Source organism: Nocardia anaemiae NBRC 100462, from assembly GCF_001612725.1.
In the GTDB taxonomy this organism is placed as follows: Bacteria; Actinomycetota; Actinomycetes; order Mycobacteriales; family Mycobacteriaceae; genus Nocardia; species Nocardia anaemiae.
In genome coordinates this window covers 430,929-443,315 of record NZ_BDAZ01000001.1, presented here as the reverse complement: position 1 = coordinate 443,315, position 12,387 = coordinate 430,929, and the positions used below count along the sequence as shown (strand labels likewise).

General features: G+C 63.5%; 11 protein-coding genes and 1 pseudogene. 4 read left to right on the top strand and 8 right to left on the bottom strand.

The annotated features are described in order from the left end of the window. The first annotated feature begins 88 nt into the window (after nucleotides 1–88). Nucleotides 89–364 (top strand): MafI family immunity protein, encoded by a 276-nt coding sequence (locus tag NA5_RS01940; protein WP_062981120.1) that lies wholly within the window; start codon nucleotides 89–91, stop codon nucleotides 362–364. Between the two features lie 472 nt (nucleotides 365–836). Here NA5_RS01940 and NA5_RS40090 read toward each other — a convergent pair whose 3' ends face one another. From NA5_RS40090 to NA5_RS01915, 6 genes and pseudogenes are all read right to left on the bottom strand, one after another. Beyond that, nucleotides 837–1,124, bottom strand: a complete 288-nt coding sequence (locus NA5_RS40090; RefSeq protein ID WP_157110175.1) for a hypothetical protein — start codon at nucleotides 1,122–1,124, stop codon at nucleotides 837–839. 11 nt (nucleotides 1,125–1,135) lie between these two features. Beyond that, the gene (locus NA5_RS01935; protein ID WP_062981118.1) at nucleotides 1,136–2,593 is read right to left on the bottom strand and encodes a WXG100-like domain-containing protein; all 1,458 of its coding nucleotides are present in this window, start codon (nucleotides 2,591–2,593) and stop codon (nucleotides 1,136–1,138) included. Continuing rightward, complete coding sequence (locus tag NA5_RS01930) at nucleotides 2,590–2,880, bottom strand: WXG100 family type VII secretion target (protein WP_062981116.1); 291 nt, start codon at nucleotides 2,878–2,880, stop codon at nucleotides 2,590–2,592. Before NA5_RS01930 ends, NA5_RS01935 begins: the two co-directional genes overlap by 4 nt. A 33-nt stretch (nucleotides 2,881–2,913) precedes the next feature. Next, nucleotides 2,914–3,204 carry a WXG100 family type VII secretion target gene (locus NA5_RS01925; protein WP_062981115.1) on the bottom strand — a complete coding sequence of 97 codons (291 nt, stop codon included), beginning with the start codon at nucleotides 3,202–3,204 and terminating at the stop codon, nucleotides 2,914–2,916. A gap of 417 nt (nucleotides 3,205–3,621) precedes the next feature. Continuing rightward, nucleotides 3,622–4,602, bottom strand: a complete 981-nt coding sequence (locus NA5_RS01920) for an ADP-ribosylglycohydrolase family protein (protein WP_245672039.1) — start codon at nucleotides 4,600–4,602, stop codon at nucleotides 3,622–3,624. A 76-nt stretch (nucleotides 4,603–4,678) separates the two neighbouring features. Next, nucleotides 4,679–5,724 (bottom strand): annotated as a pseudogene (locus tag NA5_RS01915) (ADP-ribosylglycohydrolase family protein). Between the two features lie 447 nt (nucleotides 5,725–6,171). Here NA5_RS01915 and NA5_RS01910 point away from each other — a divergent pair. Together NA5_RS01910 and NA5_RS01905 are read left to right on the top strand one after the other, a co-directional pair. Next, nucleotides 6,172–6,591: a DUF5753 domain-containing protein gene (locus NA5_RS01910; protein ID WP_245672038.1), complete on the top strand. Its 420-nt coding sequence runs from the start codon at nucleotides 6,172–6,174 to the stop codon at nucleotides 6,589–6,591. After that, nucleotides 6,588–6,962 carry a DUF397 domain-containing protein gene (locus tag NA5_RS01905; RefSeq protein WP_062981110.1) on the top strand — a complete coding sequence of 125 codons (375 nt, stop codon included), beginning with the start codon at nucleotides 6,588–6,590 and terminating at the stop codon, nucleotides 6,960–6,962. The genes NA5_RS01910 and NA5_RS01905 overlap by 4 nt, the downstream gene beginning before the upstream one ends. A gap of 136 nt (nucleotides 6,963–7,098) precedes the next feature. Here the strand turns inward: NA5_RS01905 and NA5_RS01900 are convergent, their stop codons facing one another. After that, nucleotides 7,099–7,611 (bottom strand): NUDIX hydrolase, encoded by a 513-nt coding sequence (locus NA5_RS01900; protein ID WP_062981108.1) that lies wholly within the window; start codon nucleotides 7,609–7,611, stop codon nucleotides 7,099–7,101. A 356-nt stretch (nucleotides 7,612–7,967) separates the two neighbouring features. Between NA5_RS01900 and NA5_RS01895 the strand changes: the two genes are divergently transcribed. Next, nucleotides 7,968–8,927, top strand: a complete 960-nt coding sequence (locus tag NA5_RS01895) for a DUF6924 domain-containing protein (RefSeq protein ID WP_062981106.1) — start codon at nucleotides 7,968–7,970, stop codon at nucleotides 8,925–8,927. Nucleotides 8,928–9,287: 360 nt separating this feature from the next. On the opposite strand, the gene NA5_RS01890 is transcribed toward NA5_RS01895, so the two are convergent. Further along, nucleotides 9,288–12,371, bottom strand: a complete 3,084-nt coding sequence (locus tag NA5_RS01890; protein ID WP_062981104.1) for a glycine--tRNA ligase — start codon at nucleotides 12,369–12,371, stop codon at nucleotides 9,288–9,290. Between the last annotated feature and the right edge of the window lie 16 nt (nucleotides 12,372–12,387).

Here is a 12,387-nt window from a genome sequence, read left to right as displayed (position 1 = left end):
TCGGAGAGCGATGAATTCGGACAGGGCGGCACGAAAACGTCAGCGAGACCCACAAGCCATCGAAGCCGGTAACCGTCGGCTCAACAAGATGAGCAAGGACTCGCGAGACCTCCTCGAGAGCCTCGCCGACCGCCTGCCTTCTGACCTGGTCGAAAGCTATCGGACCTACAGCGACGTGGGTGAGTGGGCGATGCTCGTCGACGTGCTGTGTGCCAGTCTCATCAAGCGTCGGATCCCGGTGACTGAGGCGGAACGCGATGCCGTGGCGAACGTGCTCGGCCAGTTCAGTCCCCCGGTGGAGGAATACCGCTACCTCAACGACCCCCAAGGCGTGCTTTCTGAGCTCAACGTGGTCACTGCGTAAATCCATCCGATCGGGCCAGACGGCCGAGTCGTCCTTGGCGGCGACGCCTTTGAGCCAGTTGTAGACACTGGAAACCAATTCATCCCTGATCGGATGTCGACCAAGTCCGCGGCAGTGCGGAAGCCCACATCATCGGCAAGACACAGGCGAAGTGGAGTAAGGATTGTGTTGCGGCGAGGCCGGTGCAGTCTGGCGTGATGGATCGAAGTTGGCCAGTCTTCGGGCGTAATGGAGAAGAGGACGCGGTCGCGACCGTGCCGCCCCGGAGGAGAGGCTCGAAAACCGCTCAGGGATTCGCGGCGTTGGCCAGTGAGTCGGCTTGGCTTGCTGGCGGGCCGCCGCAGTGAACTCGGCAGCTGCATCGGCACCGATCAGGCCGAGCCCCGACAGCGAGTTGGTCAGGGTCGGTGGTGGCGACTTCGGCGGCTGCGGCGGCCCGCTCGGTATCCGGCTCAGTACTGCGTATCCCTTGTCACGCCTTGCCCTCATCGACCGGATTGCCGTTCTGGTTGCGCCATTGGCCGGTTTTCGGGTCCATGGTCCAGCCCTCCCATTCGGTGCCGTCCAAGTCGTCGGAGAACCGGCCGCCGAACCCTGGTGAGGTTCCTTCTGGGGCAGGTCCGGCCGCTGCACGGTCTTTCTGGAATTGGGCGAGACTGGCCTGGGCGCGTGCGATTTCCTCCGGTGACGGCGTTTTCAGCCCAAGGTTTTCGGCCTCTTCGGGAGTATAGATGATTTTGCCGCCAATTTTCTTAGGCACGTGAGGCTCTCCTAGATTTCCATCATAGTAATGACGACGCGCCCGTTCGCATCGGGCGGTGTTTTGCCGAGCACCTGAAACTGGGTATTCGGCGAAAACAGGACTTCGTCCGGTGTTCCGTACTGGCTGTAATTACGGCCCATTTTACTCTCGATATTAAATTCGACCTTGGAATTGTCGACAATAAAATCGTTCGCGCCTTTGGGGTTCGTGCTCGTAGACATGAAACCGGGATCTGACGGTGCCCGTTGGCCGGGCACGTATTGGTCAAGAAGCTCTTGGCGCAGATTGGTCTGTCGCACAACCGGCCCCTCATGGACGGGGAGCTTGTTCATTGCCTGCGTGAGGGCTTCGGCCTGGCGCTGCTGCTCGGGTGTGGCGTCACCCCGCCGGAGTGCGGCCGTCAGCGAATTGCCGCGCGAGTCACTAACGCCTTGCCGCAGGATCGCCTCATCTTCAGCGGTCAGCGACGCCCGCGGCGGTGCCTTGAAATTGTCCGCCTTCAACCCTTTGAGCCGGTTCACATCGTCGGCATGTTTGCCGAGGGTTTCCTCGGCCCGCACGCCTTTGGCGATGTTGTGTTCGGATTTGAATGCGTCGATGACGAGCCGGATAGGGCGGCCCATCTTGGCGGCTATCGATACCACCCGCGCCGATGCCACCGCTGCGCCGATACCGAAGGTGATCACCGATGACGCGGCGGCGATGGCCACGGATATGGCCAGCTCTTTGAGCAGTTCCTCACCCAGCTCTTTGAGTAATTCGACCATTTTCGCGCGCATCTCGACCAGGCCGTCATGGTGGTCACGCGTCGAGCCGGACAGTTCCCGGAATACGCGGGCAGTGGTTTCGGCCGCTGCTTTCAGCGCCTGAATGTCCTCATCGATGAAGGAGACTTCGGGGCTGGTGATGGCCTCGAACTGGAGGGCCGCGGCTTCCAGGCCCGCGGCCATGGCCGTCACTGGTGTGGCATCGGCGATAGCGGCCCAGGTGTCGGCGGCGCGTTGGAGTAGATCGGCGTTGCCATCGGGCACCGTGATGCCGATGGCCTCGACTAGTTTGACCCCGCCATCGATCAACCCGTTACCGGGGCCACCGGCCGACGGTAACGGGATACGGCACGGGTAGCCCGCGAATGCCTTGGCCGGTTGTTGTGGCGCGGGCCCGGTGGAACCTGCGGCGGTCCATTCGGCTAACGCGTGGTTGTAGCCCAGGTTGATCAGGATTTGGCCGTAGTTGAACGTCGCGTACGCGAGATCGCTGACCATTTTCAACGCTTCGGCCGCGCGCGCGTCGTAGGACTCCGCCCACTTCTTGGCCTCGGAATAGGAACCGGTCATATTGCCGCATTCGTCCAGCTTCGACCAGAACGCGTCAACGCCGAAAAACCATTCACCGGCCAACGTTTTGAGCCGGTCACCAGCTTCGTAGTAGACGCTGGAATCGACGTCGAGAACGGTTGCGGTCACGCGCGCCCCAGGGTGCGCAGGTTGGCCGTGACAGCGTCGCCGTAGGCGGTGTGCGCTGTGCGCGCTGCGGCCTGCATGGCCTCGATTCCCTCCCGAATCTCTTGCGCCGCAGTAGCCCATTCACGATGCGCCTCGGCTTGCCTGTCGGCGGCGTGGCCGTTCCAGCTCTGTTGCATTACGGCCATGCGTTCATCGATCTCGCGTAGGGATTCGCGCAGGAAATCGTTCAGTCCGCCGATGCGGGCGGTTACGTCATCCAGGTGGTCGAGATCGACCTGATATCTCATGTGCCACAGTCCTGTTCGGTTACGCGGAATCAGCTACGGGAGATCCAGCGAGGATTGCCGGAGTCCGGCAGCGTTGGTGGTGTCGGTGCCGGTGTATTGGACACCTACGACACCGAGCAGCTCAGCCATGGTGTTCAGGGCTTCGAGTACCTGTAGGGCGCCGTCGCGGGTTTCCTCCCATCCCGTCGAATAGGCGGTGGCCGCGGTGCCTTTCCAGCTCGTCATCAGCCCCTGCACGTCTGCGTCGGCCGATCGGACACCGTTGACGAGAGTTTGCGCGGTCCGCTGCACATACTGTCCGGCATCCGAAACATGGTCGGGCACAATCGCAAACGGTGACCGGGTGGTTGATGGACCTTCAGCCATGCACGTTCTCTCAGTCGTCGGTTGGTCTTGGTCTCAGTAGGTTAGACGCGGGCCATGCATGTTCGGTTCCATCAGAGACCTCTCGATCCGAACCACGCATCGGTGGCCACTCGTGCAACAAGCTAGTCGCCGGATAGGACGACAATTCCGGTGGTCTGAAACTTCAACGGCGGCCGTGAATGTCGGTTCATCGCCGCAACCGCCTCGAGGACAGCGAGCGTTTGCGAAGGACTGCCATGGACGAAGGAGACCCGCCACAGTAGAGCGTTGGCTGAAGGATTTCCGGGCCGCGCATGCCGAGGCCGATCGTGGGCCGCGGGGCGCCTTGGCACGAATGCGATGACAGGACGGCGGATGCCTGCCGGTCGATCGTGGTCATCTCGACGATGCGCCGGACAGCCATCGCCGAGCGCGGCCGAATACAGAATTCTTGCGCCCGCGTGTTCGTTCGATCGAGTTGTTGCACCAGTAGGGCAGCGCCTCTCGTGCGGCAAGCCATGTCTGGGGTATCCCGACGATCGGTCCGGTGCGGTTGCCTGTGTAGGCGGCAACGATCCCGCCGACGATGGCGCTGGTGGTGTCGATATCTCCGTCTGCCGCAATGCATGTGGTGACTGCGGTCGGGTAGTCGTCCAGGTATGTGGCTGCGACCCACATTGTGAACGGCACCGTGTTCTGCGCGGTGACCAGAGATCCGTTGCCGAGTTCTTTCGCGGCCTCGGCGGCGGGGGCTCCGAGCAGGGTGCGGGCGCGGCGGATCAGCCGGGTCGTGTCACTGTGGTCGAGGCGGTCCAGGACGTTGGTGATGAATTCGGTTGGTGTGGGCCGTGTCCGGTTGAGGCGGGCGTGCGCAGCTTGGGCTGCGGCGAGTGCCACCGCGACGGCACCGGTGACTCCTTCGGGATGCAGATGTGTCACCTGTGCCGAGCGGATCGCTTCGGTGACAACCATTTCCGGATCGCTGGCATAGAAGGCACCCAGCGGGGCGACTCGCATGGCCGCACCGTTGCCGCAGGAACCTTCGTCACCGAACGCGGCTGCGGCCGCGGTGCGCCAATGCATGCCGTCGCGGACTCGGCGCATGGTAGCGACCGTGTTGAAGCCGTAGTCGCGGCTCGGGTCGAAGCGTCGTGCGAATGCGGTAGCGAGCCGATCCTGGTCGATCTCGCCACGAGTGCACAGCTCGGCAACCACGGAGCAGGCCATCTCGGTGTCGTCGGTCCACCCCCACGGCCCGGCAGCAAGATTACCGGCCCGAAGATCTGCGATGGATCGGCGCATGATCGGGAACTGCTGCCCCAAAGCGTCGCCGACGGACAGTCCGTCCAAAGAATCAAGCATCAACTCGACATGCATTGCGTCTGATGATAGCCAAGGGGAGTCGATCCACGCTGATGGCGAGCGAAACCCTCGAAGCAGCTTGGTGCTCAGTTCAGTTCACCGAAGTGTCGAGCGGATAGCGGGTTTCGAGGCGGGAGCGGTCTCGGTAGAAGAAGTTCAGGACGAGATCGTCGGCGATCTGGACCAATTCGTCGCGGCCCTCGACGGCAGATACCCACTCGTGCGGCAGGGCGGACAATCCGTGGACTGCACCGATAAGGTTGCCGGCCACCGCGCCGGTGGAATCGGAGTCGCCGGAGTGGTTCACCGATAGCAGCAGCGCGCCACGTACGTCGCCGGTCCGGAACGCGTATAGCGCGCAGTAGACGGCGACGGCGAGGCACTCCTCCGCGACCCAGCCCTGCCCGACTTGCTCGACTCGTTCCGGCGTCGGCGGGCCGAGATGTGCGAACGCTAGCGCACCGGCCAGGGCGGACACCGTTTCGGAGCTGTCTGCTGGCATCGAGGTGAGTCGGATGATGATGTCGCGCACGGCGATCGGCAGTTCGACCCCACTCAGCACGCTGTCGATCAGGGCCGCAAACGCGCCCGCGGCAAGATAGCCGGTCGGATGGCCGTGGGTGAGCTGGGCGCATCGCATCGCGGCGTCGAATGCCTTGTGTGGACCGAGCGCGGCGAGACCGAACGGCGCGGACCGCATCACGGTTCCGCATCCCTTCGAATTCGGATTCACCGGCCCCGGCTCACCGGGCAGATGTGGTGCCCGATATTCCTTCGCTTGGAGCCGTAACCCGCTGGTGCACGCATGGCCAGGTGACCGCATCGCATAAAGGAACTGCTGTCCCGCCAACCAGCCGTCGGGTTCGGGTGCGGGCTTGGCTTGCTCCTGGGTGGTCAGCCAGCGCAGGTACGCACGCCGCAGCACTGGGGCTGGATCCGCGCCGGGCGGACAACGCAGCAAGCCTTCGGCGGTGAACAATGTCATCTGCGTGTCATCGGTAATCTGTTGCGGCGCATCGGGTATCAGGCCGGGCAGGAAATCGGTGACGCCGGCCACCCCATGCTGTTCCCTGATCTGCGCCAGCTGCAAAACTCGATGGGCCACCCGAGCGCATCGCCCACCGCCCCACCCAACATCGCCCCACGCACCCGGTCGAACAACAGCGTCTCGTTTTCCCGCACGGCCACCGATCCTTGCACTGGATGAAACTGTTGGCCAAGCGGAGTGGATCTGCTACGCAATCGGCCGAAACCCTGAAGAGCTACTCGAAAGTAGTCCTCGTCGACCTCGACGATAGTGTCTGCTCGTTGGGGGCCCGGTTGCCGCAGCGCTCACTTTTGGTTGGTATTTGCACGGTCAAAAATAAACTGGCCGGTCTCAGCGGATCAGGTGGACGCATCAACGAGGACTGGCCACACCCACTACCGTCTACTCGCCGCAGCGCTCGGCTGCGAAAATCCCCAGGGGTTCTCGAATAGATGCCGCTAAACATCACTCGGCTTTTGCGGAGTGCTGCTCACTGCCAAGCAGCGCGGAATTGCCTGTAGCAAGCCACTTTGCGTAGCTGTCGTGTCGGAATTGGTATGCCGCTCCGGTCACTCGGAGCAGTCCAGCCCTACGGGCCCAGTTCAAGAACGGCCCGGGCAGTCGTTGAGGAAGTCGCGCTCGACAGACCCGTTGGCGGACCGACAGTCATGCGTGAGCAGCTGGAGTACATGCTCAGCCTGATGGAGTTGGCGAACGTCGAGGTCCAAGTCATCCCGACAACGGTGGCCGTCCATGAGGGCCTCCCCGGCTCGTTCATCGTTCTCGATTTCGCCGAGGCGCGGGGCATCGCGTACGTCGAGTACCACACCGGCGCTCTCTATTTGCAGGATCGCCCACAAGTAGACTTGTACTCACTGGCTGCCGATCGGCTTCGAGACAAGGCGCTTTCGGCTGCGGACACCGCCATAGCCATCGAGAGTCGGATCTCGCAATTGAAGAGCATGGAGCAACAATGACCACCGAAATCCGCCCGGGTTGGCGGAAGAGTTCGTTCAGCAACAACGGCGGCGCATCGTGCATCGAGGTCAACTTCATCGGCGACAAGGTTCTCCTGCGCGATAGCAAGTACCTTCGCGACCCCGCAAATGACCCGAGCGTCCAGCCTGTTATTTCGATGCCCGTCTCCCTCTGGCCGGCCTTCTGCAACCACTCGGTGCGATCCACTGCGCATCGTGGCGAGGGCATGCCGACGATCGACCGGCACCAGGACGGCTGGGTTACTGTGCGCGACCATCGTCACGGCACCCGGCTCCTGTTCACCCCCAATGAGTGGGCGGCCTTCGTCGACGGCATCAATGCAGGGGAGTTCGAACTCCTCGCGGCGTAATTTTGTGTCGCTGTAGGGTCTCAGAAGTTGTGGCCAAATCTCAGAATGATTGACCATGGCATGCCCAGTTGGCCACGATTTTGAGATTCCAGTCCCTTCGCTCGCGGGTTGGTGGCTGATCTTCGCCAGTTGCGGTTCACGGCCGAACTCTGGCGAGGCAGGTCGGCAGATCAGCTCTGGGCCGTCTGATCGGAGGGCGTCGGTCGCTCGCGCGGCCCAGAGCTGGCCTGGTCCGCCACAGCTCGATTCCGATGTTGACGAGTTCGACTCGGTCGAGGTGGACAACGTCGTCGAGCGGGTGCCAGGCAGCGAGGTCGGTCGAGCCGTTGGTTTCGTTGCGGAGTTCGCCAGCGGTGATCCGACCCTCGTATACGATTCGGAGCCCGTGGAAGTCGGCGAATTCGCCTTGCGGGCGCGGGTAATGGCGGTTGATCGAGTCGATACCGATCAGGCTGACGAGCTCGGCGGTGTACCCGGTCTCCTCGGATACCTCGCGGACGGCTGTTGTGATCGGGTCCTCGCCGTGGTGCATTCCGCCGCCTGGTAGCGTCCACTGCTTGCTGCCGTCGGGCGCTGTCCACCTGGTCAGCAGGATCTCGGCTTCCCGCACGCATACAACGTAGGCCGCTACTCGGAGCTCTTTGTTCACTCTGAGAGGCTACGTGGTTGTGATTATGAGATTCCGCTTCCTTCGCTGATCTGTTGATGCATGATCTTCGCCAGTTACCTTCCGCGGCAGGAGGATTCGAGTTGCCGAGTGTGGTGGTGTTGAAAGCATCCTGGTCTCGCGGGTCGGCTACTGTCGATGCTGTGCAGGTCGGGTCCCACGTGTTGCCGACGACGTCGAGAGGTCGGTTCGCTTGCGGCGGTGAGTAATTGGTGGGATACCGAGGCCGGGCATGTCATCTATGAGTCGCGGCTGATCGGGGTGTTCTGTAGGACGCATCCTCACGGCCGGGACCAATTGCGACGAGGCGACTGCCGCAGTCTTTTCGGAGGAGAGTTATGTCCTTTCCTAGGCTTCCCCAGCCGGAGCCCGGTGAAGTGTTGTTGGTCTGTACGTGCTACGAGGACGGTGCGGCACAGTGGGGCAAGCTGGTTGACGAGGTCGGGGGCCGCCGGGAAGGCGATGTGCTCGTCGTCGGGGGCAGCGGGGTGCGGCTGCGACCGATCGAGGACTGCGGGTGGGACTTCCTGCACGGCGGAAACGTCCCCGCACTTGTCGCGGACGGTGGCCCGGTGCCGCCGGTCGTCGTCTTGGCGGCCATTCCGGTGGTGTACGGCGGGGGCGGGCCGTTGCTGGTGGACCTGGCGGCGATGCCCGGGCGCGGTGTCCGGGTTCGGTCGGCCCGGCTCGGTGAGATCCTGGCCGATCTGCTGGGCGGCGCACTCACGTTCGACCACCTGGTACGCAATATGGACGTGTGCGGCATGTACGAGGGAGAGGGCGGGCGCCCGGCCTTCCCCGTGCCGGCGGCGCCGCCGCACCGGTCCTTCCCTGCACTGCCCGCCACCGCTGGTGTATTGCTGGTCCGTACGTTCTTCGACGACGAGGAGGGTTGGCGCGCCCTGCTCGATGAGTTGGGCGGGGCCGACGAGGATGGCTGGGTCGGTACCGACCTGGACCCGGACGAGATCGACGTGGAGCGCTATCCGCTGTCGGCGTTGGTGGTCGACGACCGAGCCTTCGAGGGTCTGCTGCCGGGGCAGGTCCCGGCGCTGGTCCCGCCGCCCAAGGAGCGCGCCGAGGAGCACACCACGCTGGTCGTTCTCGCCGATGCCAGGACCTTTGCCGAGCCCGGCCGACCACTGACCGCTGTCGACCTGTACGACACTCCGGGGCAGCACGCCGTCCTTCCCTGCCGCATGGTCGGATCGCTTGCGGGCAACCTGGAGATCAGCAACATGGACTTTTACGAGTCCGTCGCCGTGGAGGACACGGAGCCGTGGTGGGAGGGCTCCTGAAGGGGCACGCGATGCTGCCCCTGCCTCGAGCATCGGACAGCAGGGGTGACATCACCATCGCGCGCGCAACGCTGGCGCCGATGAGTCTCGAAACGGCATTCACAAGACCCAAAAGGATCATTCGCTGGCAAAGCACACCAGCCGAACAACCCTGACCAAGCCAAAGAAATGCCATCGAACTGAGACAAACACCGTCCGCCACTGCGCGAGACAGTCCACAAAAGGCCAGGTCGATCAACCTGCGGTTGCCACGAATTTTGCGATCCTACAAGTCAGTTAGCCTCATCTGTCCGGCGAGATAGTGCGGAGCCATTTCGGCCATACGCAGCATCTTGGACCGTGGGCCTGATAGGCGTCGTCTCAATTCGTGCGGGTTGCCGAGACAGTGGCCAATCCACCGGTTTGGTCGGATCGCATCAAATGTGCTGCCTTCCAATCGATTCCGGACGGCGCCGCCTCCAGGACGCTGGCGAGCAGCCCAAGACGTGCTGCGCGCAGTGTTGAGTCGTCGGTCATGACGAGGATGTCGTCGAAGAAGTCCCACAGGGCTACGGCTAATGGCGCGGCAGTCACGACCCAGGTCGACAGCGGTTGCTGGCGGGTGTGGTCAAGGCTGCTAATGACTTTGATCAGTTGTTGCTCGGCCGGTGCGGTGAGCTGGGCGGGGTCGTAGCTGGCGGGAGAGTTTGGCGGCAGGATCCGGACGATGCGCTGTAGCCCCTCGACGAGGTCGGCGAACTGTGGGCCGTGGTGGCTGCGAGCGTTGTCGATTTCGGCGCGCAAGCGGTCGGCTCGTCGGGGGTTGCCTGCGGCGGGCCTGACAGCATCGATGACCGCGGTGAGTGTGTCTTCGTCGCGGAGTCGTTGTTCGTAGCGGGTGATGAGAAGGTCCTCGGCGGTGTCGAGGACGGTGTCGTCGACGGTGATGCCTTGTTTCCGCAGGGCGTTGGCGGCTGCGTTGAGTCCGTCTCGGTAGGTGAGGGTTTCGAGTTCGGGGTGCTCACGCAGGATTCGGACGATGCCGAGTGCGGCGCGGCGCAGTCCGTAGGGGTCGGATGTGCCGGTGAGTTTGGCTCCGATGGCCAACATCGCGGTGAGCAGATCGAACCGGTCGGCGACTGCCAGCAGTGCACCGGGTGGGGTCGTGTGCAGTTGGTCGGTGTGGTGTCGAGGGAGTTCTGACTCGAACAGCGCTTGGGCGACGGCGGCGGGTTCGTCGGCCTGGGTGGCGTATTCGCGGGCCATGGTTCCGGCGAGAGAGGTCATTTCGATGACCATGTGGGTGGCGAGGTCGAACTTCACCAGTTCACCCGCCCGTGCAAGCGCCGCGGAGTCGTTGGCGGACAGGCTGATTCGTTGCGCCAGTTCGCGACTGACCGCGGCGATGCGGTCGGCGCGGTCGGCCATGGATCCGAGGCGTTGTTCGAAGGTGAGCTCGCTGAGCTGGGCTCGGAATTGCTCCGGTGAAGTGTTCAGGTCGGTGTTCCAGAAGAACGCCGCGTCCTCGAAGCGGGCGCGCAGAACGCTTTCGTTGCCGTCGCGGACGACTTGGGGATCGCAGGTGCCGTTGGCGAGGGTGACGAACATCGGCAGCAAGCTGCCGGAGTGGTCACGGACGGGCAGGTAGCGCTGATGCTTGCGCATGACGGTGGTCAGGATCTGCTCGGGCAGTTGAAGATACTTCTCGTCGAATCGGCCGAGGATGCCGAGTGGTGCTTCCACGAGGTTAGTGATCTCGTCGACCAAGTCGCTCTCGGTGGCGAAGTCGATGACCGCGTCATGTTCGCTTGCGAGCTGGGTTGCTGCCTGGATGACCGCGTCTCGGCGTTCGGCACGGTCGATGAGGATGCCTTCGTGGCGCATCACCGACTCGTAGTCGGCGGCTCGGTCGATGCTGATCTCGGGCCGCTCGGCGTCGCGGTGGCCGCGGGTGGTGCGGTCGGCGAGCAGTGCGCCCGCAGTGACGGGAAGCACCGTGGCGTCGAGCAGGGCCAGCAACCATCGGATGGGTCGGCTGAAGGTCAGAAGGGGATCGTTCCAGCGCATGTTCTTGTCCGACCGGCACCCAATCGCTACCTGCGCGAGAGCGGCAGTGAGGATTTCGCCGGCAGTGCGGCCGGAGTGCATGGTTTCGATGGCGACGTATTCGATGCCATTGGCTTCGATCCGGGTCAGGTCTGCGGCGGTGGCCTGCTGTGCGTTGAGGAATCCGTCCAATGCGCGTGTCGGGGTGCCGTCGCTGGTGAAGGCGGCGCTGGTTTTGGGGCCGCGTTGTGTTCGGACACTGTCTGGTTCGCAGTCGGCGACGTCATCGATGCTCACGACGATTCGACGTGGAGTGGCGTCGACGCGGATCGGCCCGTGGGCAAGGTTTGTGTCGGCGAGCAGTCGGGTCAGGTCTTGTTCGACGCTGGTGGCGGTGGCGTCGACGACGTGCGGTGGTAGTTCCTCGGTCCCGATCTCGAACACCAGAAGTCCACCACCAGACGGGATTTCAGCGGGATCGGCTGGGGATGTGGCGAGTGGGAGGGGTTGGTAGACGCCGCGCGGGTGCTGGGCTTCGGCGCGCAGCTCGGTCCAGAGGGCGGCGACGGCGCGGGATTGATTGCGCATGGTGGCGAACCGTTTGGCGCGTTCGGTGGTGGAGATAGCGCCGCGGGCGTCGAGGACGTTGAATGCGTGGGAGCTTTTGAGCACGAAGGTGTGTGCCGGGATCGGCAACCGCAATTCCAGCAGTCGTTCGGCTTCGCGGGAGTAGATGTCGAGCAGTTCGCGGGTGGCGTCGATGTCGGCGTCGTCGAGGTAGTAGCGCGACATCTCGTATTCGGATTGTCCGAGGAATTCGCCGTAGGTGACGCCGGGCGCGTACAGCAGGTCTTTGAAATGGGTGACCTTTTGGACGGCCATGAGGATGCGTTCGAGGCCGTAGGTGATCTCGACGGGGATGGGGTCGAGGGTGTGCCCGCCGACCTGTTGGAAGTAGGTGAACTGGGTGATCTCCATGCCGTCGAGCCAGACTTCCCACCCCAATCCCCAAGCGCCGATGGCGGGTTGGGCCCAGTTGTCTTCGACGAACCGAACGTCGTGGGCATCCAGATCGATGCCGAGCGCGGTGAGTGACCCGAGGTAGAGCTCTTGCGGGTTGCCGGGTTCGGGTTTGATGATGACCTGGAACTGGGTGTGGGTTTGCAGTCGGTTGGGGTTCTGGCCGTAGCGGCTGTCGTCGGGCCGGACCGAGGGTTCGACATAGGCGACCTTCCACGGTTCCGGGCCCAGCACGCTGAGCAGCGTGGCCGGATTCATCGTTCCCGCACCGACTTCGGTGTTGAACGGTTGGGCGATCACGCAACCGTGACCTGCCCAGTAGTTCTGGAGACGAAGGATCGCTTCTTGCATGGACAGGGTCGGCTGGGACCCTGCGCGGAAGGATGCGGCGTCGGCCATCGCGCGATCCTATCCG

Coding starts and splice junctions, on each gene's coding strand:
- NA5_RS01940 (WP_062981120.1), top strand. CDS start 89: ATGAGCAAGGACTCGCGAGACCTCCTCGAGAGCCTCGCCGACCGCCTG.
- NA5_RS01930 (WP_062981116.1), bottom strand. CDS start 2,880: ATGAGATATCAGGTCGATCTCGACCACCTGGATGACGTAACCGCCCGC.
- NA5_RS01920 (WP_245672039.1), bottom strand. CDS start 4,602: ATGCATGTCGAGTTGATGCTTGATTCTTTGGACGGACTGTCCGTCGGC.
- NA5_RS01910 (WP_245672038.1), top strand. CDS start 6,172: ATGCCGCTCCGGTCACTCGGAGCAGTCCAGCCCTACGGGCCCAGTTCA.
- NA5_RS01905 (WP_062981110.1), top strand. CDS start 6,588: ATGACCACCGAAATCCGCCCGGGTTGGCGGAAGAGTTCGTTCAGCAAC.
- NA5_RS01895 (WP_062981106.1), top strand. CDS start 7,968: ATGTCCTTTCCTAGGCTTCCCCAGCCGGAGCCCGGTGAAGTGTTGTTG.
- NA5_RS01890 (WP_062981104.1), bottom strand. CDS start 12,371: ATGGCCGACGCCGCATCCTTCCGCGCAGGGTCCCAGCCGACCCTGTCC.